The sequence below is a fragment of the Gillisella vitis genome, from assembly GCF_021559775.1.
Classification (GTDB): Bacteria; Pseudomonadota; Alphaproteobacteria; order Rhizobiales; family Rhizobiaceae; genus Allorhizobium; species Allorhizobium ampelinum.
Genome location: NZ_CP056047.1, coordinates 3,562,845 through 3,583,268, shown reverse-complemented (window position 1 = coordinate 3,583,268; position 20,424 = coordinate 3,562,845). Strand labels below are relative to the sequence as shown.

The 20,424-nt window shown below is 58.3% G+C and carries 18 protein-coding genes and 1 tRNA gene; 7 read left to right on the top strand and 12 right to left on the bottom strand.

Annotated elements, in window-relative coordinates; translation table 11 throughout:
• The first annotated feature begins 40 nt into the window (after positions 1-40).
• Together AVCG78_RS16495 and AVCG78_RS16490 are read left to right on the top strand one after the other, a co-directional pair.
• Positions 41-116: transfer RNA gene (locus AVCG78_RS16495), tRNA-Ala, on the top strand.
• A 439-nt stretch (positions 117-555) separates the two neighbouring features.
• Positions 556-1,935, top strand: coding sequence for an MFS transporter (locus tag AVCG78_RS16490; protein WP_139191540.1), 1,380 nt, complete (start codon positions 556-558; stop codon positions 1,933-1,935).
• 81 nt (positions 1,936-2,016) lie between these two features.
• On the opposite strand, the gene AVCG78_RS16485 is transcribed toward AVCG78_RS16490, so the two are convergent.
• Positions 2,017-2,553, bottom strand: coding sequence for a hypothetical protein (locus AVCG78_RS16485; protein ID WP_234665130.1), 537 nt, complete (start codon positions 2,551-2,553; stop codon positions 2,017-2,019).
• A gap of 234 nt (positions 2,554-2,787) precedes the next feature.
• Between AVCG78_RS16485 and AVCG78_RS16480 the strand changes: the two genes are divergently transcribed.
• Positions 2,788-3,423, top strand: coding sequence for a trimeric intracellular cation channel family protein (locus tag AVCG78_RS16480; RefSeq protein ID WP_071202368.1), 636 nt, complete (start codon positions 2,788-2,790; stop codon positions 3,421-3,423).
• 64 nt (positions 3,424-3,487) lie between these two features.
• On the opposite strand, the gene irrA is transcribed toward AVCG78_RS16480, so the two are convergent.
• Entirely contained in the window at positions 3,488-3,904 is a 417-nt protein-coding gene (gene irrA, locus AVCG78_RS16475; protein WP_070147497.1) for an iron response transcriptional regulator IrrA, read from the bottom strand.
• A gap of 307 nt (positions 3,905-4,211) precedes the next feature.
• On the opposite strand from irrA, the gene fabA reads away from it, so the two are divergent.
• From fabA to fabI, 3 genes are read left to right on the top strand one after another with little or no spacing between them, the layout of a single operon-like run.
• Positions 4,212-4,727, top strand: coding sequence for a 3-hydroxyacyl-[acyl-carrier-protein] dehydratase FabA (gene fabA, locus AVCG78_RS16470; RefSeq protein WP_012654640.1), 516 nt, complete (start codon positions 4,212-4,214; stop codon positions 4,725-4,727).
• A gap of 34 nt (positions 4,728-4,761) precedes the next feature.
• Positions 4,762-5,985 (top strand): beta-ketoacyl-ACP synthase I, encoded by a 1,224-nt coding sequence (fabB, locus tag AVCG78_RS16465; RefSeq protein WP_071206339.1) that lies wholly within the window; start codon positions 4,762-4,764, stop codon positions 5,983-5,985.
• Positions 5,986-5,990: 5 nt separating this feature from the next.
• Positions 5,991-6,797, top strand: a complete 807-nt coding sequence (gene fabI, locus AVCG78_RS16460; RefSeq protein WP_041697335.1) for an enoyl-ACP reductase FabI — start codon at positions 5,991-5,993, stop codon at positions 6,795-6,797.
• Positions 6,798-6,866: 69 nt separating this feature from the next.
• Here fabI and AVCG78_RS16455 read toward each other — a convergent pair whose 3' ends face one another.
• From AVCG78_RS16455 to AVCG78_RS16410, 10 genes are all read right to left on the bottom strand, one after another.
• Positions 6,867-7,883, bottom strand: coding sequence for a class I SAM-dependent methyltransferase (locus tag AVCG78_RS16455; RefSeq protein WP_071202366.1), 1,017 nt, complete (start codon positions 7,881-7,883; stop codon positions 6,867-6,869).
• A 173-nt stretch (positions 7,884-8,056) separates the two neighbouring features.
• Positions 8,057-10,201 carry a polyribonucleotide nucleotidyltransferase gene (gene pnp / locus AVCG78_RS16450; RefSeq protein WP_071206367.1) on the bottom strand — a complete coding sequence of 715 codons (2,145 nt, stop codon included), beginning with the start codon at positions 10,199-10,201 and terminating at the stop codon, positions 8,057-8,059.
• 423 nt (positions 10,202-10,624) lie between these two features.
• Complete coding sequence (gene rpsO, locus AVCG78_RS16445; RefSeq protein WP_012654635.1) at positions 10,625-10,894, bottom strand: 30S ribosomal protein S15; 270 nt, start codon at positions 10,892-10,894, stop codon at positions 10,625-10,627.
• A 204-nt stretch (positions 10,895-11,098) separates the two neighbouring features.
• Positions 11,099-12,028: a tRNA pseudouridine(55) synthase TruB gene (gene truB, locus AVCG78_RS16440; RefSeq protein ID WP_071202364.1), complete on the bottom strand. Its 930-nt coding sequence runs from the start codon at positions 12,026-12,028 to the stop codon at positions 11,099-11,101.
• A gap of 4 nt (positions 12,029-12,032) precedes the next feature.
• Complete coding sequence (gene rbfA, locus AVCG78_RS16435; protein WP_071202363.1) at positions 12,033-12,446, bottom strand: 30S ribosome-binding factor RbfA; 414 nt, start codon at positions 12,444-12,446, stop codon at positions 12,033-12,035.
• A gap of 164 nt (positions 12,447-12,610) precedes the next feature.
• A complete protein-coding gene (gene infB, locus AVCG78_RS16430; protein WP_071202362.1) occupies positions 12,611-15,391 on the bottom strand; it encodes a translation initiation factor IF-2 in 2,781 nt (926 codons plus the stop codon).
• A 103-nt stretch (positions 15,392-15,494) separates the two neighbouring features.
• Entirely contained in the window at positions 15,495-16,190 is a 696-nt protein-coding gene (locus tag AVCG78_RS16425) for an RNA-binding protein (RefSeq protein ID WP_234665131.1), read from the bottom strand.
• Complete coding sequence (gene nusA, locus AVCG78_RS16420; RefSeq protein ID WP_012654630.1) at positions 16,190-17,806, bottom strand: transcription termination factor NusA; 1,617 nt, start codon at positions 17,804-17,806, stop codon at positions 16,190-16,192. Before nusA ends, AVCG78_RS16425 begins: the two co-directional genes overlap by 1 nt.
• Before the next feature lie 58 nt (positions 17,807-17,864).
• Positions 17,865-18,479, bottom strand: coding sequence for a ribosome maturation factor RimP (gene rimP, locus AVCG78_RS16415; protein ID WP_071202361.1), 615 nt, complete (start codon positions 18,477-18,479; stop codon positions 17,865-17,867).
• Positions 18,480-18,552: 73 nt separating this feature from the next.
• Positions 18,553-18,816 carry a hypothetical protein gene (locus AVCG78_RS16410; protein ID WP_156582671.1) on the bottom strand — a complete coding sequence of 88 codons (264 nt, stop codon included), beginning with the start codon at positions 18,814-18,816 and terminating at the stop codon, positions 18,553-18,555.
• Here AVCG78_RS16410 and AVCG78_RS16405 point away from each other — a divergent pair.
• On the top strand, positions 18,782-20,410 hold the full coding sequence (locus tag AVCG78_RS16405; protein ID WP_012654628.1) for an MFS transporter: 1,629 nt from the start codon (positions 18,782-18,784) through the stop codon (positions 20,408-20,410). The two genes, AVCG78_RS16410 and AVCG78_RS16405, sit on opposite strands and share 35 nt — an antisense overlap.
• The last annotated feature ends 14 nt before the right edge of the window (positions 20,411-20,424 follow it).

Here is a 20,424-nt window from a genome sequence, read left to right as displayed (position 1 = left end):
TTCACACGGTTCCCGGACCCGGCAAATGCCGGACCCTTATGGGGCTATAGCTCAGCTGGGAGAGCGCTTGCATGGCATGCAAGAGGTCAGCGGTTCGATCCCGCTTAGCTCCACCAAATCTCCTTTATGTATATGTTTGTCTATTTTGCGATCTGTATCGTGAGACAGTCTCGCTATGAATATTCAGCGAATCGAATTTTCTGAAATTGACGCTTTCTCCATCAGAGCGCTTGTTAACGATTATCCATTCTGCCAACGGGGATTCGGCAAAAGCAATAATCCGAGCGTCCAGTTCACCCATTCAAAGTCAAGATCAACCAGGCCCCGTAGAATTACACATTCGGCTTGATGCTCCATCATTGGCCTGAAACACATTGGTGCTTTTGGGTTGTACATCGGCGTTGACCTTATTATGGTCGAACGGTTTTTTGGTTGTAGTAAGTAAATCTACTATCATTGGTGGGTAAAATTGCGTTCATTGAATTGTCACCGGAGGGTTGGCAATGTGGCTGTTCCTCTTCCCACTGATGAAATGCTTGTTGGGAGGGAATATCCATGTCCTTTGATCGTGAAAAGGCACACAGACAATCTCGTGTCGCCACTGCCAGCGGCTGGATTGGCTCCGCGCTGGAATATTATGATTTCTTCATTTACGCCACAGCCGCGGCACTGGTCTTTCCTCAGCTGTTTTTTCCATCTGTAGATCCGACGACAGCGATTGTCGCATCATTGACAACCTACGGCGTGGGCTATGTCAGCCGCCCAATCGGCGCGTTTGTTCTGGGGCATATGGGCGACGTTTACGGTCGCAAGAAAATGATGCTGACCTGCCTGTTTCTCATGGGCTTTTCGACACTGATGGTCGGCCTGTTGCCCACGTATGCGCAAATCGGCATCTGGGCTCCGATTTTTCTGGTCGTTCTTCGCCTGATCCAGGGATTTGCGGTTGCGGGAGAAATCTCCGGCGCCTCATCGATGATTCTGGAACATGCGCCAACCGGTCGACGGGGATTTTTCGCCTCCTTCGCACTTCAGGGCGTCCAGGCCGGACAAATTCTGGCTGCCGCCGTGTTTCTGCCGCTCGCCCATTATATGGAACCGGCAGCATTCAACAGCTGGGGCTGGCGTATTCCCTTTCTGCTGTCGATCTTCGTGGTAATCGTCGGCTTTGTCATCCGCCGTCTGGTTGAGGAAACACCAACCTTCGTCAACGCCAGCGAAAGTGGCGCGGTCTCGAAAGCGCCCATCGTCGAGGCCTTCCGTCATGGTTGGGCCGATATCATCCGCGTCATGTGCATGTCGCTTATGAACGTCATTCCAACCGTGACAACAGTGTTCGGCGCAGCCTATGCGGTGCAGCCAGCATACGGTATCGGCTTCAGCAAGGACGTCTATCTGTGGATTCCGGTTCTCGGCAATATTGTTGCCGTTCTGGTCATTCCCTTGATCGGCGGACTTTCCGACCGTATTGGCCGCAAACCACCGATCATCATCGGATCATTGCTGTCTGGCGCTTTGTCGTTTGGCTATCTCTATGCGATCAGCATTCACAATGTCCCGATGGCCATAGTGATGTCCCTGTTGATGTGGGGCGTGATTTATCAGGGATATAATGCCGTTTTCCCGTCCTTCTATCCGGAATTGTTCCAGAGCCGCATCCGCGTCTCCTCAATGGCCATCGCGCAGAATGTCGGCACGGCAATCACGGCCCTGTTCCCTGCCCTGTTCACAGCCGTTGCACCGCCCGGCTCGCTGAATATCCCCATCGTCATCGGCTGCTGGACGCTGGCCATTACCGTGATTTCAGCGCTGGCCGCACTCTCGGCCCGGGAAACCTACCGAATCAGTATCGATGAGCTCGGCAACAAAACGGCAAAGCCGATCACCAAGGACGAGTACGATCGTATGCGTGCGCAATCCATGGCGAAGGCGTAGCCCAAGCGCAACCGCGCTCAGACAAACGTTGCGACAGCATGATGCACTCTGCCAAATCCACCGTGCTGTCGCTGTTTCAGACTATTTCTTGACGATCGTCACGAACATCACGCCGCGCACCCGCACCGTCATTTCGCATTGCGGACCATCGGTGCGGTCGCAGAAATGCGGCGGCATTTTCAGCACGAAAACCTTGTTGCCGTAACGCTGGATGAAGTCATAGCCAAAGATCTTGGCGGTGGCGATCATCAGATAGCCGCCTTCCTTGACCTGCACATAGAAATTATAGGGGCAGCCTTCGGCATCGCAGTCAGGACCGCGCTTGCCATCGCAGGTCAGCGCGGCTTCGTTGACGATTGCATCGACAATGCCGTCATTGTTGATATCCAACCGGGTGACGTAGTTGTCATCGAACTCAGCTTTCGTGCAGACCTTACGGAAATGATCCTTCTCATAGATTTCCGGGTCACTGACCAATTGCTGTTGCGCCAGGGCGACCGAGGCAGACAGGGGCAACAACAGGCACAGGAGCAGGCGAAGAAGCAATTTCACGGCATGAACCTTCGATAGGATTGCAGCCCTATGGCGAGAACGAAAATCTAGCGCATTACGGACCATCCGCACTGCCAAAGATCCCGATAGCGCAATCAGCTTGCGCCGCCCTTGCCATCAATCTTGTTTGCGACGGCCAGGTTGGCGGTGATTGGTTGGCGCAGGCAAGGGCGACACTTATTGAAACCGCAATCCTTATGCCTTGGGTAACGCATGATATTGTAAAATAGTCCGCATCCACCCCAGCGCCGCACATTTCGCGTCCATTCATCGGCAGATCATCGCAACGTCAGGGCCACTATGTCGCTTCTTCTTTATCTGGATTATGCAGGCGTTGCGCTGTTTGCCGCCACCGGAGCTTTGGCCGCCTCACGCAAACAGCTGGATCTGATCGGCTTCCTGTTTTTTGCCACGGTGACTGGCACAGGCGGCGGCACGGTGCGCGATATCATTCTTGGACGCCTGCCGGTGTTCTGGGTGGTCAACCCAAGCTATATTCTGATCTGCTGCGCTGTTGGCGTGCTGGTGTTCTTCACCGCGCATCTGGTGGAATCGCGCTACAAGCTGCTGATCTGGCTGGATGCTATCGGGCTTTCCGCCTATTGCGTGATGGGAGCGGCTAAGGGGATGGCGGCGACCGGCTCGCCCACCATCGCCGTCGTCACGGGCATGATGACGGCCACCTTGGGCGGCGTGCTGCGTGATTTGCTGGCCAATGAGCCTTCAGTGTTGCTGCGACCGGAAATTTACATCACCGCAGCCTTGATCGGCGCCTGTGTATTTACCGGGGCCTTCATGATGGCCGTGCCATTATACTGGGCTTGCGCAGGTGGGATGCTGGCAGCCTTTCTGGTGCGTGGCGGCGCGCTGTATTTCGGCTGGACATTTCCAAGATACGGCCACCAGGCTGGACGCCATCCCGATGACGTGATGTGAAACGGATTAAAGCCTGGGGCAGATGATGATCTGCCATACAATCTTGGGATGGCAGTCTTGGAGATCAGGCCTTGGGACGCAGCCGGATCACCACGTCGACATGAGAAATTTCCATGCCTTCGGGCGGCGCAGGCAAGTTGCCGATTTCGATATTGCTGACTGGAATATCCAGAACCTCGTTGCGGCCCTCCACAAAAAAGTGGTGGTGGTCCGACACATTGGTATCGAAATAGGTCTTGTTGCTCTCAACAGCCAAAACCCGGATCATACCGGCCTCGGTAAACTGATGAAGCGTATTGTAGACCGTGGCGAGGGACACAGGCACGTCGGCGGCAACCGCTTCTTCGTGCAGTTCCTCGACAGTCAGATGCCGGTCTCCCTTGGCAAACAACAGCGAAGCCAAGGCAACCCTCTGCCGTGTCGGCCTGAGGCCCGACCGACGCAGTTTTGCTTCCACGTCCCTAGAGGCTTGCGCCATCATGCCGGCGATCTCCGCATTGTCCCTTGAAATCTCACTGTCATCGTACTGATATACCTGCTGACGGGCCCGCTTTCAATAGTTTGACGGCGGGTAAATCCAGTGAAAGCCCTTATATTGAGGCGGTTGACCGATTTTAGCACTGGTGGAGTATGGACGCTTCCTGTATTCGGTCGGCGGAAAGCGGCCAGGACAGAGGCCATACGACACTGCGTAAAGCGTTGGAATGAATTGGCATCGGCTTCAATTCGTCGCCATCTTGCTTTAAGTCTCCTAAGCGGAACGCCTGAAGGGGGGAATTGAAAGACCGATGAACGAAAAACAGACAAGCTATAATTACGACGAGATTCTCGCCTGCGGTCGAGGTGAACTGTTCGGCCAGGGCAATGCGCAATTGCCGCTGCCGCCTATGCTGATGTTCAATCGCATCACCGATATTTCGGAAACCGGCGGCCCACATGACAAGGGCTATATCCGCGCCGAGTTTGACATCACCTCCGATCTCTGGTTCTTCCCCTGCCATTTCCAGGGCGATCCGGTCATGCCGGGATGCCTTGGCCTGGATGCCATGTGGCAATTGACCGGCTTTTACCTCGGCTGGCTGGGCGAACCCGGCAAGGGCCGGGCGATCTCGACAGGCGAAGTGAAATTCACCGGCATGGTTACGCCCTCCACCAAGCTGGTGGAATATGGCATCGACTTCAAGCGCGTCATGCGCGGACGTCTGGTGCTGGGCATTGCCGACGGCTGGATGAAGGCCGATGGCGAGGTCATCTACAAGGCAACTGATCTGCGTGTCGGGCTTTTCAAGGAAAAGGCCGACTGAGCGCATCACCCCCATCAAGCAAAAGGTCGATTACATGAGACGGGTAGTAGTTACGGGTCTGGGCATTGTGTCCTCTATCGGCAACAATGCCGCGGAAGTCACAGCATCTCTCCGCGACGCCAGGTCCGGCATTTCCTTTTCTCCCGATTTTGCCGAGCATGGCTTCAAATGCCAGGTCTGGGGTCAACCTTCACTGGACACGACCGACCTTGTCGACCGTCGTGCCATGCGCTTCCTGTCACAGGGCGGCGCCTGGAACCATGTGGCGATGAAACAGGCGATTGCCGATTCGGGCCTGGAGGAAAAGGATTATTCCGCCAACGAGCGCACCGGCATCATCATGGGCTCGGGTGGTCCTTCGACCCGGCAGATCGTCGAGGCGGCCGATATTACCCGCCAGAACAAAAGCCCGAAGCGCATCGGGCCGTTCGCCGTGCCGAAAGCCATGTCATCGACGGCATCTGCGACGCTTGCCACCTGGTTCAAGATCCACGGCGTCAACTACTCGATCTCGTCGGCCTGCTCGACCTCGGCCCATTGCATCGGCAATGCCGCTGAAATGATTCAATGGGGCAAGCAGGACATCATGTTCGCAGGTGGTCATGAGGATCTCGATTGGTCGATGTCCGACCTGTTCGATGCCATGGGCGCAATGTCTACCAAATACAACGAGACGCCAGCTCTGGCTTCGCGTGCCTATGACACCAACCGCGACGGCTTCGTCATCGCTGGCGGCGCCGGTGTGCTGGTTCTGGAAGAACTGGAACACGCCAAGGCGCGTGGCGCCAAGATTTATGCCGAACTCACCGGCTATGGCGCGACCTCGGACGGTTACGACATGGTCGCTCCGTCTGGCGAGGGCGCCATCCGCTGCATGCGCCAGGCGCTCTCAACCGTTAAAGGCGACGTGGATTACATCAATACCCACGGCACATCGACACCGGTGGGCGACAGCAAGGAAATCGGCGCGATCCGCAGCGTCTTTGGCGACAAAATCCCACCGATCCAGTCCACCAAGTCGCTGACCGGCCATTCGCTGGGAGCGGCAGGCGTACAGGAATCGATCTACGGCCTGCTGATGATGCAGGAAGGCTTTATTGGCGAAAGCGCCCATATTACCGAACTCGATCCAGAATTCGAAGGCGTGCCGGTCGTGCGCAAACGGATCGACAATGCCAAGATCGACACAGTGCTGTCCAATTCCTTTGGTTTTGGTGGAACGAATGCGACGCTGGTGTTCCAGCGTCATAACGGATGACAGCGATGATCGCTTCCATGCAAGGTAAACGCGGGCTCATCATGGGCGTCGCGAACAATCATTCGATTGCCTGGGGCATTTCCCAGGCATTGGCCTCTGCTGGTGCCGAGCTGGCTTTCACCTATCAGGGCGAAGCGCTTGGCAAGCGCGTCAAGCCGCTGGCCGCCCAGCTCGGCTCGGATTTTGTTCTGCCGTGTGATGTCGAGGACCTTGCCTCTGTTGATGCGACCTTCGCCGCGCTTAAAGAGCGCTGGGGCAAGCTTGATTTTGTCGTTCATGCTATAGGCTTTTCCGACAAGAACGAGCTGAAAGGCCTCTATGCCGACACATCGAGGGAAAATTTCACCCGCACCATGGTGATCTCCTGCTTCTCCTTCACGGAAATCGCCCGGCGTGCAGCCGACCTTATGCCAGACGGCGGATCGCTGCTGACGCTCACCTATGGCGGCTCCACGCGGGTCATTCCCAATTACAACGTCATGGGCGTTGCCAAGGCAGCGCTGGAATCCTCGATGCGCTATCTGGCCAGCGATTACGGCCCGCGCGGCATTCGCGTCAACGCCCTTTCGGCTGGCCCGGTCCGCACACTTGCCGGTGCAGGCATTTCCGATGCAAGGGCCATCTTCAGCTGGAACCAGAAGAATGCGCCGCTGCGCCGCACACCCACCATCGAGGATATCGGCGGGTCGGCTCTCTATCTGCTGTCGGATCTGTCCAGATGTGTGACGGGCGAAATCCATTACGTCGATGGTGGCTATAATATCACGTCACTGCCAGCTCTGGGCGTGCTGCGCAGCAACGACGCTGAATAGAGTATAATGACTATTGAACAAAAAAGGCGCCAGGATCTCTCCCGGCGCCTTTTTTTGTAATCGTTCGGCTTATTTCTTCGCCCACAGCACCTTGTAGCGTGCATTGCGGCAGGTCTCGCCATGTTGACGAAAATTGGCCCCCAGAACAGGCTCATAGGCGAGGCCGCGATTGGCCACCATCAGCAGATCTCCGCCACCGCGCAAAGCATCCGCCGCCGCTTTGATCATTGCCTCGCCAATCGATGGCTCCGTCGCATGACCCTCATGGAAAGGAGGATTCATGATGACCAAATCGTATTTTTCCTTGGGCGGTTCAGTACCCAGATCCTGCCAGAAGAACCGTGCCGTCAGCTGAGGGCAGTTACGGGCTAGATTCTTCTTGGCCTGTTCCAGCGAATCGTAATTGGCCTCAAACAGGTCTATCCGGTTGGTGCGCCGCGCCTTCTCGGCCAGCATCACCGAAAGATAGCCCCAACCAGCACCGAAATCGGCGGCATTGCCATCAAAATTGTCCGGTAACCGGCTGACAAGCAATTCAGAACCTGGATCGGCATGCATATGGGAAAACTGTCCGGCAAAGGTTTCAAACCGGCCTTCGACCATGACCGGCTTGGAAGCGAGCGCGGCAATCGCCGCAGCCTTATCCTCCGGCACGGTGAACCACACGGCAATGCCGTGATATTTTGGCAGCGATTGCGGCTCAAGGCCAAGACGGTCTATCTGCTTGCGCAGCGGCTGAATCCCATCTTCCTTGGCACCAGCCACAATGATGACGCCACCGGCCCGGACACGCGCCAGCGCTTCGGCGACGCGGTTTTCGTTGAGACCCTTGTGCTTGCCAGCCAAAACCAGCGCGCCGTCATAATCCTCACCTGCGACAACAGCAACCGGCGTCTGACGGGCTGCCTCCAGGCGGCGAAAATCGGGGCGGAAACCTTGGACCACCGTCAATTCGGCACCAAAGCCTTCCGGCTTCACGAAACCGGCCTCAGCACCGAGAAACAGGAAGCGTTCGTCTTCACCTGGAAGAGCAACAGCTTCGGTGACAAAGGGATGGAAAATGGTCTTCAGTGTTTCGCGGCTCATGGCTCGGCAATCTCGTGATTAGACTCTGTCGGTTTCATGGCGAAACAGACAGTCTCTATTTTCTCTTGTTTTCGTTTGTCTTGAGAGAACCGGTTTTCACGTTTCCCTGACAAACTCCCGGATAAAAAAAGGCGCGGAAAATCTCCCGCGCCTTGTCATAGGATCAACCCCGCTTATTCAGCGGCAGCGTCGCCTTCGGCCTTCTTGTCGCCAACGATTTCCTTGCCGGTTGCCTGATCGACAACCTTCATGGACAGGCGAACCTTGCCGCGCTCGTCAAAGCCCATCAGCTTGACCCAAACCTTGTCGCCTTCCTTGACCACATCCTGGGTCTTGGCAACGCGGTCCACAGCCAGCTGGCTGATATGGACGAGGCCGTCACGCGAACCGAAGAAATTGACGAAAGCACCGAAGTCAGCGGTCTTGACGACCGTGCCTTCATAGACAACACCGATTTCAGGCTCGGCAACAATCGAATGAATCCACTTGCGGGCGGCTTCGATTTCCTTACCGGAAGCAGACGCGATCTTGATCGTACCATCGTCTTCGATGTTGATCTTGGCACCGGTCTTTTCAACGATTTCGCGGATAACCTTGCCGCCGGAACCGATGACTTCACGGATCTTATCGACCGGGATGGTCATGACTTCGATGCGCGGTGCGAATTCGCCAAGCTGCGAGCGACCTTCAGTGATGGCATTGGCCATTTCGCCGAGAATGTGCTTGCGGCCATTCTGGGCCTGCGCCAAGGCAACCTTCATGATCTCTTCGGTAATACCGGCGATCTTGATGTCCATCTGCAACGAGGTGATACCGGCTTCCGTACCAGCCACCTTGAAGTCCATATCACCGAGATGGTCTTCATCGCCGAGAATGTCGGAGAGAACGGCAAAACGCTCGCCTTCCAGGATCAGGCCCATGGCGATACCAGCAACCGGCTTGGCCAGCGGAACGCCCGCATCCATCAGCGCCAGCGAGGTGCCGCAAACGGTTGCCATCGAGGACGAGCCGTTCGATTCGGTGATCTCGGAGACGACACGCAGCGTGTAGGGGAACTGTTCAGGCGAAGGCAGCATCGGGCGAATGGCGCGCCATGCCAGCTTGCCATGGCCGATTTCGCGGCGGCCCGGGGAGCCCATGCGGCCAGTTTCACCAACCGAATAAGGAGGGAAGTTGTAATGCAGAAGGAAACGTTCCTTGTACATGCCCGTCAGGCTGTCAACATACTGCTCATCTTCACCGGTGCCGAGCGTGGCAACCACGATCGCCTGGGTTTCGCCACGGGTAAACAGCGCCGAACCGTGCGTACGCGGCAGGATGCCGACTTCCGAGACAATCGCACGAACCGTTTCGAGGTCACGGCCATCGATACGGCTCTTGGTGTCGAGAATGTTCCAGCGAACGATCTTGGCTTGCAGGTGCTTGAACACCGCGCCGATCACTTCGTTAGTGTATTTTGGTTCTGCACCCTCTGGAAAGAAGTGTGCCTTGACCTTGGCCTTTACGGCATCGACGGCAGCATAACGATCAGCCTTCTGGGTGATCTTGTAGGCGTCGCGCAGTTCGGCTTCGGCAATCGAGAGCATTTCGGCTTCGAGAGCGGAATGATCTTCCGGTTCGAATTCGCGCGGCTCCTTGGCAGCCACTTCGGCGAGCTTGATGATCGCGTCGATGACCGGCTGGAAGCCACGGTGACCGAACATCACGGCGCCGAGCATGACGTCTTCGTTCAGTTCCTTGGCTTCGGATTCAACCATCAGCACGGCGTCCTGCGTACCGGCAACCACGAGGTCGAGAACGGACTCATCCATCTCGTCGAGATGCGGGTTGAGGACGTATTCGCCATTGATATAGCCGACGCGTGCGCCGCCGACCGGGCCCATGAACGGTACGCCAGACAGTGTCAGGGCAGCAGAAGCGGCAACCATCGACAGAACGTCCGGATCGTTTTCAAGGTCGTGTTGAATAACGGTCACGACGACCTGGGTGTCGTTCTTGTAGCCTTCTGGGAAGAGCGGGCGGATCGGGCGGTCGATCAGGCGGGAAACCAGGGTTTCCTTTTCGCTCGGACGGCCTTCGCGCTTGAAATAGCCACCCGGGATTTTACCGGCGGCATAGGTCTTTTCCTGGTAGTTGACGGTGAGCGGGAAGAAATCCTGACCCGGCTTCGGCGACTTGGCGGAAACGACGGTGGCCAGAACAACGGTTTCGCCGTAGCTGGCGAGAACGGCGCCGTCAGCCTGACGGGCGATCTTGCCGGTTTCCAGCTTCAGCGGCCGGCCGGCCCACTCGATTTCAACGCTGTGAACATTAAACATATCTTGTCCTTCATATGCGCTGGCGGCTTTTCTGCCAAAGACATCAAAGCCGCAGTCAGACGCATCGTGCTGAACCATCACGGGCAAGACAGCGGGAGGCTTCTATCGATCCATGCGGACCATCCGGCGCCTTTCGGCTGAAGCATCCAACAATCCTGCCCCATGACAGGCCATCGGTTGTCGTCGGCAGTACCGGCCCATCCGGACTGCCTGGTTTGCAACGCCTTGCGCTTTTCAAAGCCCATGGCAAGTTGCAACATCTCCATGCATCGCATGGCTTGTCCCGGATCCATATAACCCAGGTTTCATTCAGTCTGTCAGCGGGCAAAATTGCCGCGCAAACCTTTCAAGCCGGAGCCTTTTCAGCGCCCCGGAAAAAGTACCGGCGGGTCCTTCCTTATCGGAAGCCCGCCGGTCCAGTCTTTAGCGGCGAATGCCGAGGCTCGCAATCAGCTTGCTGTAACGGCCTTCGTCCTTCTTCTTCAGATAATCAAGAAGCGAACGGCGGGTGGATACCAGCGTCAGAAGGCCACGACGGGAGTGGTTGTCCTTCTTGTGGCCCTTGAAGTGCTCGGTCAGGTTGGTGATCCGCTCGGTCAGGATAGCAACCTGGACTTCCGGCGAACCAGTGTCACCTTCGTTGGTTGCGTATTCCTTGATGAGTGCTGACTTGCGCTCTGCGGTAATCGACATCGTATGTCCTTTCTTAAAAGGGAGGATTAGGTCGCCTGCGGCCGGGATGTCGTCCAGCGGAGGCCATGAATGCACGCATAGTTCTGCAATGCTGGGGCCGCCTATATACTATTCCCGCAGCCAAGGGAAGAGGCGCGCTCAGCCACCTGACCGCGCCGCAAGCAAGGGGCTTTCCCGTCCAACGACGAACGGAAAAGCTGAATTTCAGGCGAAAACCCGCTTCGGGCGAAACTCGCCCTCGCCGATCTCGCCGATTGCCACCAGCTTGCCACCGGCCAGTGCCACTGCTTCCGGTTCGGCTACCGGCGCATCCCGGCCCCGCAGGATAATCGGATTGCCCATCCGCAACCGATGGGCCTGATCGTCGCTGATCCGGATCTGCGGCAGGGCCATCAGCGCCTCGCCGGTATCGAACAGGAAAGCATCCAGGGCTGCAAGCCGCTCGTCACGATCCTCGATCTTTTCCAGTTCTACGAGATCTTCGAGCGGCACCATCATGTCTTCGGCAAACGGCGCGACGAAAGAGCGTCGCAGCTCCGAAATATGGCCGTAGCAGCCAAGATCCCGGCCCATGTCGCGCGCCAGCGAACGCACATAGGTGCCCTTGCCGCATTCTACCTCGAAATAAGCGCAGTCGAGGTCAGCCTTCAGCAGGGTCAGACGATGGATTTCCACCTCGCGGGAGGGAATATCGACCACCTCGCCTTCACGGGCCAGATCATAAGCGCGCTCCCCGGCAATCTTGATGGCCGAAAACTGCGGGGGGATCTGGTTGATCACACCGGTATAATCCGGCAGCAAAGCGCGGATCTGTTCTTCGGTCGGGCGCTGGTCGGAGGTTTGGGTTGCCTCACCTTCCAGATCGTCGGTGGAGCGTTCTTCACCCCAGGTGACGGTAAATTCGTAGATCTTGCGGCCATCCATGACGTAGGGAACCGTCTTGGTGGCATCGCCCAGCGCAATCGGCAACATGCCGGAGGCCAACGGATCAAGCGTTCCGGCGTGACCAGCTTTCTGGGCATTGAACAGCCACTTGATCTTGCCGACGGCCTCGGTCGAGCCGTAATCCACCGGCTTGTCGAGGATCAGCCAGCCGGAAACCGGACGGCCCTTGGGTTTTCTGGGTTTGGACATCGTCTTATTCGTCTTCTTGCTTGTCTTCGTCTGGCCCCAGATCGCGCGCCACTTCCGGCGAGCGCAGCAGCGCATCGATCTTCTGATAATTTTCGAAGCTGGTATCGTCGCGGAACCGCACTTCCGGCATATATTTCATCTGCCGTAGCTGGCCGCCGATCCGGCCGCGAATATACTTCGCGTGGCGGTTCAAGGCCGCGATCACCGTGTCATGGTCGCTGACACCGAGCGGCGAGACATAGGCGGTAGCGACCTTCAAATCGGTCGACATCCGCACTTCGGAAATCGAAATGACGGTCTTCTCGATCAGGTCATCACGCACTTCGCCGCGTTGCAGAACCTGGGTAATGGCGGCGCGGACCTGTTCGCCAACGCGCAGCATGCGCTGCGATGGCGCGGAATTTGTTGGTTTGCTCATTATCGTTTCTCATTTGCCTTCAAACAGGCGGGTGGGGATCGAACCCTGGGACTGATGAACCTCATCTTCCTCAAGAAGATAGGGGCCTCAAACAGCTGTCGTTTTCACGCATGGGAACAGAAAGGCCGCTCCGAAAAGCGGCCTTTCTGGATGGTAACCGCTGATTACAGCGTACGGGTGATATGCTCGACGCGGAAGCACTCGATGGTGTCGCCAGCGCGGATGTCTTCGTAGTTTTCGAAGGCCATGCCACATTCCTGGCCCATCGGCACATCTGCCACTTCGTCCTTGAAGCGCTTGAGCGTCTTGAGCTTGCCTTCGTGAATGACGACGTTGTCGCGCACCAGACGCACACCTGCGCCACGCTCGACCTTGCCCTCGACAACACGGCAACCGGCAACCTTGCCCGTTTTCGTGATGTTGAACACTTCGAGGATCTCAGCATTTCCGAGGAAGGTTTCGCGGCGTTCCGGCGACAGCAGACCCGACATCGCTGCCTTCACGTCATCCACCAGATCGTAGATGATGTTGTAGTAGCGGATTTCGGTGCCGGTACGCTCAGACGCGGCCCGCGCCTGAACATTGGCACGAACGTTGAAGCCGATGATCGCGGCGTTGGATGCCTCGGCAAGCGAAATATCCGATTCCGTGATGGCACCGGCGCCCGAATGGACGATCCTGGCCCGCACTTCGTCGGTTCCCAGCTTGTCGAGCGCTGCGACGATCGCTTCGACAGAACCCTGAACGTCGGCCTTGATGACCAGCGGGAATTCCTTGAAGCCGGTATCCTGCAGCTTGCTCATCATCTGCTCGAGCGAACCGCGCTGACCGGACTGGCGGGCAGCGGCCTTGTCGCGGGCCAGACGCTGACGGTATTCCGAGATTTCACGGGCGCGGGCTTCGCTTTCAACCACGGCGAACTTGTCACCGGCGGCAGGCGTACCCGACAGGCCGAGAACCTCGACCGGCATGGCAGGTCCTGCTTCCTTGACGTGACCGCCCTTGTCGTTAACGAGGGCGCGCACGCGGCCCCACTGATCGCCAGCCACAATGATTTGCCCCGGACGCAGCGTACCCTTCTGCACCAGAACAGTGGCAACGGAGCCACGACCGCGGTCGAGCTGGGCTTCGATAACCAGACCTTCGGCAGTCCGGCTTGGATCGGCCTTCAGGTCGAGAATTTCGGCCTGAAGAAGCACAGCCTCCAGCAGCTTGTCGAGATTGAGCTTGTTCTTCGCCGACACTTCGACGTCGAGCACTTCACCGCCCATGGATTCGACGAACACCTCGTGCTGGAGCAATTGCTGGCGCACTTTTTCCGGGTTGGCCTCATGCTTGTCGATCTTGTTGATCGCCACGATGATCGGCACATTGGCCGCTTTGGCGTGGTGGATCGACTCGATCGTCTGCGGCATGACGCTATCATCGGCGGCAACCACCAGAATGGCAATGTCAGTCGCCTGAGCGCCACGAGCACGCATGGCCGTGAAGGCGGCGTGGCCGGGGGTGTCGATGAAGGTGATCTTGTGGCCGTTCTGCTCCACCTGATAGGCGCCGATATGCTGGGTAATGCCACCGGCTTCACCCGAAACAACGCTGGTCTGGCGGATGGCGTCGAGCAACGAGGTCTTGCCGTGGTCGACGTGACCCATGATGGTCACGACCGGCGGACGCGACACCATTTCGCCTGCGTCGTCCTTGACGTCGAAAATGCCTTCTTCAACGTCGGATTCGGAAACGCGCTTGACGGTATGACCGAACTCGGTGGCGATCAACTCGGCCAGATCGGCGTCGATGACGTCGCCCGGCTTCATCATCTGACCTTCCTTCATCAGGTACTTGATCACATCGACGGCCCGTTCGGACATGCGCTGCGACAATTCCTGAATGGTGATGGTTTCCGGCAGGACCACTTCGCGCATGACCTTTTCGCGCGGTTCCTGCATCTGGCTGCGGCGGAATTTCTCCTGGCGACGGCGCATGGCCGAAAGCGAACGGCCACGCGCATTGCCGTCTTCATCGACAGCGGCGGTGGTGACGGTCAGCTTGCCACGGCGGCGCTCATCCTCGGTTTTGGGGCGCGCCGGAACCTTGGCGGGCTCAGGACGCACGACCTTGCCGCGCACCGGACCACCACGGGCGGGGCCGCGATTTTCATCGTCTTCACCTTCAGGCTTGCGACCGCGCACGAAGCTCGGAGCGGGTGCACCGGCAGCCGGCTTTGCACCAGCAGGCGATGGCGCACGGGGCGCTGGATCGGCGGCGCGTGGCGTTTCTGCCACCGGAGCGACTGGCTCTGCAACAGGCTCAGGGGCATTTTTGGCTTCAAGCGCGCGGGCCTTGTCCTCTTCGGCCTGGCGAATGGCTTCCAAAGCGGCCAGCCGCTGACGCTCCACCTCTTCAGCCTGACGGCGAACCTCTTCCTCGGCGCGACGCTTGGCGTCCTCGACTTCGCGGACCTGAGCTTCGGCCAGAGCGCGGCGGCGAGCATCCATTTCGCTGGCTGACAGATCGTGCAGCACGGCTCCGCGCGGCCGGTCAGGCTGGCGGCTCGGCTGGCTCGACGCCTGCGGACGGTTCTGCTGGCCTGGATGGCGCTGCTGCGAGTATTGATTTGTCTGTTGAACGCGCTGCGCAGGAGCCACTGGGCGCGGTGCCTGCGGTGCGGCGGCGACTGGCGCCGGAGCCTGCACTGGGGCTGGCGTCTGCACGGGGGCAGCAGCTGCCGTTGCCGGTGCATCATCGCCAACGCGGCCCTGGGGCTGGCCTGCACGTTCGTCTTCAGGACGGGTCGGGCGGCGCTTGCGCGTCTCGACCACAACGGCCTTCGTGCGACCGCGACCCATATCTTGGCGCACGGTACCCTGGTTCACTCCCGTCGGCTTGAGCGTGAGTGTCTTCTTACCCGTAACGCTGAGTGTCTTGTCGTCTTTGCTGTCGGTCATTCCGTTCCCGTTCCTTCGAGCGAGGCCGGATGACTACCGCATCAGACCACGCCGTTCACATACTGTCCTACACCACGGAGGCCGGTTTTCACCGGTGACCGCGTCATTGTGGTTTACGGCCAGCGCTACTCGCCATCCGCGGCGAAAGGCCACGATAGGTTTCAAGCAGAGTTGCGCGCTTCACTACACCTTCACCCGCCTGTCCTGCAAGCGCGCAGGCATGGATAAAAGCGTTCTGGCCCATCAGTTCTTGCATTTCCGCCTCGGAAAAGAGCCGATAAGAGGGAATTTCCTCGTCCGTTTCCATTCCGAGATGCCAGGCCTTGCGGGCCTGGTCCAGTTTTCGAACGCCATCTGCGGCGGCATCGGTGGCGTGAAACACGCCAAGCGCGGCACCGCTGCGGATCGCGAGATCGACCTTGGCCGACCCAGTTACAAACTGGCCCGCCTTGCGCGCCAGGTTCATCATTCCCGCCAGCTGCTGGACAAGCAGCCTGTCCACACGCGCTCCCATTTCGGGATCGACGGTGACATCCGTCTTCAAGGCACGGGCGAAAAGCTTTTTCGCCACAGCCTTGTCCACGGCCTCGCGGGAAACAGACACCCAGCAGCCACGGCCGGGCAATTCCCGTTTCAGATCCGGCACGAGCGTCCCATCAGGGCTTGCCACGAACCGGATCAGTGTATCTGGCGTTCCCGGCTGGCGGGTGACGATGCACGTCCGGTCGTTCTGACCGTCCTTTACCGCCTTCACCGGCTTTGCCGGACGCCCGTCCTCCAAAGATGGATCGGAGGCCATCACGAGCCCTGCTCAGCCTCTTGCGCCTCATCCTCGACGACTTCTGCCTCAGCCTCGGCGGCAATATCCGCTTCGGTGATCCAGCCAGCCGCCAGGCGAGCCTGAACGATCATCTGTTCCGCTTCGGTGCGAGAAATGTCGATTTTCGAGAACAGGCCCTCGAATTTCTTGGTCTCGCCATCCTTACGCTCACTCCAGCCGATCAGGTCGTCAGCAGCGCAGCCGGCGAAATCCTCGACCGTCTTGATGCCGTCTCCCCCGAGCGCAACCAACATTTGCGTTGTCATGCCATCAATGCTGCGCAGCTCGTCGGACACGCCGAGCGCCTTGCGCTTGGCATCCAGTTCGGCTTCCAGCTTTTCGAGATATTCGCGGGCGCGGGTCTGGATTTCTTCTGCGGTATCGCCGTCAAAACCATCGATGGAAGCGATTTCCTCCAGATCGACATAGGCAAGCTCTTCAACCTGGGCAAAGCCTTCCGATGCCAGAACCTGGCCGACCATTTCGTCCACATCGAGCGCGTCCATGAACAGATTGGTGCGCTCGTTGAATTCCTTCTGGCGGCGCTCGGATTCCTCCGCTTCCGTCATGATGTCGATATCCCAGCCGGTCAGCTGCGACGCCAGGCGGACATTCTGGCCGCGACGGCCGATGGCCAGCGACAGCTGCTCATCGGGAACAACCACTTCGATGCGCTCGGCATCCTCGTCCAGCACCACCTTGGCAACTTCTGCCGGTTGAAGCGCGTTGACGATGAAGGATGCCGGGTCTGCCGACCACGGAATGATATCGATCTTTTCGCCCTGCAATTCACCAACCACGGCCTGAACACGCGAACCGCGCATACCGACGCAAGCACCGACCGGATCGATCGAGCTGTCGTTGGAAATCACCGCGATCTTGGCGCGCGAACCCGGATCACGGGCCACCGACTTGATCTGGATGACGCCGTCGTAAATTTCCGGCACTTCCATGGTGAACAGTTTCACCATGAACTGCGGATGGGTGCGCGACAGGAAAATCTGCGGGCCACGCTGTTCGCGGCGCACGTCATAGACATAGGCGCGAACGCGGTCACCGTAACGCATGGTTTCGCGCGGGATCATTTCATCGCGGCGGATAATGCCTTCGCCACGACCGAGATCGACAATGACATTGCCATATTCGACACGCTTGACCGTGCCGTTGATGATTTCGCCGACGCGATCCTTGAACTCGTCGAACTGCCGGTCGCGCTCGGCTTCGCGCACTTTCTGCACGATGACCTGCTTGGCGGACTGGGCGGCGATACGGCCAAAATCCATCGGCGGCAGCGGATCGGCAATGTAATCGCCCAGCTTGGCGTCGACATTGCGGTCGCGCGCCAGTTCGAGTGCGATCTGGGTGCCGTAATCCTCGACGGTTTCGACCACTTCGAGCAGGCGCTGCAGACGGATTTCGCCGGTCTTGGAGTTGATGTCGGCGCGAATATTGGTCTCGGAACCGTAACGCGAACGCGCGGCCTTCTGGATGGCGTCAGCCATCGCAGCAAGCACGATTTCGCGGTCGATGACTTTTTCGCGTGCGACCGCATCCGCGATCTGCAACAGCTCGAGCCGATTAGCACTGACTGCCATTGTTTAAAGTCTCCGTCTTCCTGCCTGGGGCATGCTCGCCTGCCAGGCGCGTTATCGGTTATTGGTCTTCGCCGGTTTCGTCGTTCTGGTTTGCAGCTTCAGCCGCTGCCTTTGCCTGCTTGTCGGCGCGCAGCGCATCGCGGACCAGATCATCCGTCAGGATCAGCTTGGCCTCGGCCAATGCCGTAAACGGGATGGTGAGCCGTGGCTCTTCCCCGTAAGCAACCTGATCGCGCTCCAGAATGAAACCGTCAGGGGTGACATCGGCAATCTTGCCACGAAAACGCTTGCGATTATCGATCAGAATGGACGTTTCGCATTTCAGCAGGTTGCCCTGCCAGCGCGTGAAATCGGATGCGCGCACCATCGGACGGTCGATACCGGGCGACGAGACTTCCAGATGATACTCCTTATCGACCGGATCTTCCACATCCAGAACCGGAGAAATCGCCATGGACAGTTCTTCGCAATCCTCGACGGTCATCGTACCGTCCTTGCGCTCGGCCATGATTTGCAGCGTCATGCCGTTCTGGTTGAGGATCCGCACGCGAACGAGCTTGAAACCAAGTTCGACAATCACAGGCTCGATAATATCGGCGATGCGCCGGTCGAGGCCGGTTTCGGTAATCAGACGTGGCTCGGGCGCCTCATCGGCTGGCACGTGTTCGGACAAACCTGTCCTCCTCGGTATGGAGCTTCATGGTCCATCGCCAACAAAAAAGAGCGGGTCCTTGCGGGCCCACTCTTCATCTGGCGATCAAGAATTTGAATGCCGTATACGCCCTTAGCGCTAACAATGCAAGCATTTCAGAAAAGACGATCCAATCGCCTTTAAACGCAGATGTGAGCTGATTTTGCCCAAATAAGGACTGTTTTCTTGGTTTCAAGGGATTAGGTTGTGCAACAAGCGAGTCGCCTCTCGGTCGGCTGCCCTTCATCGCCCATCCCAGCCTGCAACCGATCGAGCGGAAAACCGTGCCGGACAGAAAATCATCATTGGCGCCTTTCAAGAACCAGATCTTCCTGACGATCTGGCTGGCCAGCATCACCTCCAACTTCGGCGGCCTTATCCAGGATGTCGGTGCCGCCTGGATGATGACATCGATCTCCTCCTCGGAAAGCATGGTGGCGCTGGTTCAGGCCTCCAATACCGCGCCGATCATGCTGTTTTCGCTGGTGGCCGGGGCGCTGGCCGATGGGTTCGACCGCCGCCGGGTCATGCTGTTTGCGCAGGTCTTTCTGTTGACCGTCTCGGCGCTTCTGTCGCTCTTTACGTGGTTTGGCCTCTTGACCCCATGGTCGCTTCTGGCCTTCACCTTTCTGATCGGCTGCGGAACGGCCTTGAACAGCCCGGCCTGGCAAGCCTCGGTCGGCGATATCGTCGGGCGCGAAGACCTACCATCCGCCGTCTCGCTCAACAGCATGGGCTTCAACATAACCCGCAGCGTCGGCCCAGCCATTGGCGGCCTGATCGTTGCCGTTGCAGGCGCGGCCACAGCCTTTGCCATCAACGCTGTCAGCTACCTGGCGATGATCTATGCCTTGTTTCGCTGGAAGCCTGTCTATCCGAAAAACACCCTGCCGCGCGAAAATCTCGGCCACGCCATCGCCGCAGGCCTGCGCTACATGGCCATGTCGCCCAACCTGATGAAAGTGCTGTTTCGTGGGTTTTTCTTCGGCTTTTGTGCAACCGCGATCCTGTCGCTATTGCCGCTGGTGGTGAAGGATAATCTGGGTGGAGGTCCACTGGCCTATGGCGGATTGCTGGGCGCTTTCGGGATTGGTGCCATTGCAGGCGCGATTTCCAATGCCCGTATCCGAGAAAAACTCAGCAGCGAACAGATCGTCAGCTGTTCATTTGCCGGCTTCGCGCTGGCCTCGGTGCTGACCGGTATCAGCCATCATTTCTGGCTGACGGCCCCTGCCCTGGTGCTGGCCGGAGCCTGCTGGGTGCTGTCGCTGTCGCTGTTCAACACGGTGGTGCAGCTTTCGACCCCACGCTGGGTCGTGGGCAGGGCATTGTCGCTCTACCAGACCGCCACCTTCGGCGGCATGGCAGGCGGCGCCTGGATCTGGGGATTGCTGGCCGAATCCGGCAGCGCAGGCCATGCCCTGGTGATGGCGGCCGGGCTGATGGCTCTCGGTGTCGGCATTGGTCTCGCCTTGCCGATGCCTGCCTTTGCGACGCTGGATCTCAACCCGCTGAACCGTTTCAACGAGCCACCCCTGCGGCTGGATATCCGCCCGCGCAGCGGCCCGATCGTTATCCAGATCGATTTCGAGATCGACGACAAGGACGTGCCGGAATTCCTGGAGGTTATGGTTGAGCGCAGGCGTATCCGCTTGCGAGATGGCGCCCAGAACTGGGCGCTGATGCGCGACCTGGAAAATCCGGATATCTGGACGGAAACCTATCACACCCCGACCTGGGTCGATTACGTCCGCCACAACCACCGCCGCACCAAGGCCGACGCCGAAATCACCGACCGGCTGGGAGACCTGCACAAAGGCTCAAAACCACCGCATGTCCACCGGATGATCGAACGCCAAACCATTCCGCCTGCCGACGACATATTTCACAAACCGCATATCGATCATCATTGAATTATTTTTAGTAT

Bases quoted from the DNA above. Each gene is read 5' to 3' on its own strand.
- infB (WP_071202362.1), bottom strand. From the start codon at position 15,391: ATGACCGACAGCAAAGACGACAAGACACTCAGCGTTACGGGTAAGAAG.
- AVCG78_RS16480 (WP_071202368.1), top strand. From the start codon at position 2,788: ATGTCGCTTCTTCTTTATCTGGATTATGCAGGCGTTGCGCTGTTTGCC.
- nusA (WP_012654630.1), bottom strand. From the start codon at position 17,806: ATGGCAGTCAGTGCTAATCGGCTCGAGCTGTTGCAGATCGCGGATGCG.
- rpsO (WP_012654635.1), bottom strand. From the start codon at position 10,894: ATGTCGATTACCGCAGAGCGCAAGTCAGCACTCATCAAGGAATACGCA.
- irrA (WP_070147497.1), bottom strand. From the start codon at position 3,904: ATGATGGCGCAAGCCTCTAGGGACGTGGAAGCAAAACTGCGTCGGTCG.
- AVCG78_RS16425 (WP_234665131.1), bottom strand. From the start codon at position 16,190: ATGGCCTCCGATCCATCTTTGGAGGACGGGCGTCCGGCAAAGCCGGTG.
- pnp (WP_071206367.1), bottom strand. From the start codon at position 10,201: ATGTTTAATGTTCACAGCGTTGAAATCGAGTGGGCCGGCCGGCCGCTG.
- AVCG78_RS16490 (WP_139191540.1), top strand. From the start codon at position 556: ATGTCCTTTGATCGTGAAAAGGCACACAGACAATCTCGTGTCGCCACT.
- truB (WP_071202364.1), bottom strand. From the start codon at position 12,028: ATGTCCAAACCCAGAAAACCCAAGGGCCGTCCGGTTTCCGGCTGGCTG.
- AVCG78_RS16485 (WP_234665130.1), bottom strand. From the start codon at position 2,553: ATGGTCCGTAATGCGCTAGATTTTCGTTCTCGCCATAGGGCTGCAATC.
- rbfA (WP_071202363.1), bottom strand. From the start codon at position 12,446: ATGAGCAAACCAACAAATTCCGCGCCATCGCAGCGCATGCTGCGCGTT.
- fabB (WP_071206339.1), top strand. From the start codon at position 4,762: ATGAGACGGGTAGTAGTTACGGGTCTGGGCATTGTGTCCTCTATCGGC.
- fabA (WP_012654640.1), top strand. From the start codon at position 4,212: ATGAACGAAAAACAGACAAGCTATAATTACGACGAGATTCTCGCCTGC.
- AVCG78_RS16455 (WP_071202366.1), bottom strand. From the start codon at position 7,883: ATGAGCCGCGAAACACTGAAGACCATTTTCCATCCCTTTGTCACCGAA.
- fabI (WP_041697335.1), top strand. From the start codon at position 5,991: ATGATCGCTTCCATGCAAGGTAAACGCGGGCTCATCATGGGCGTCGCG.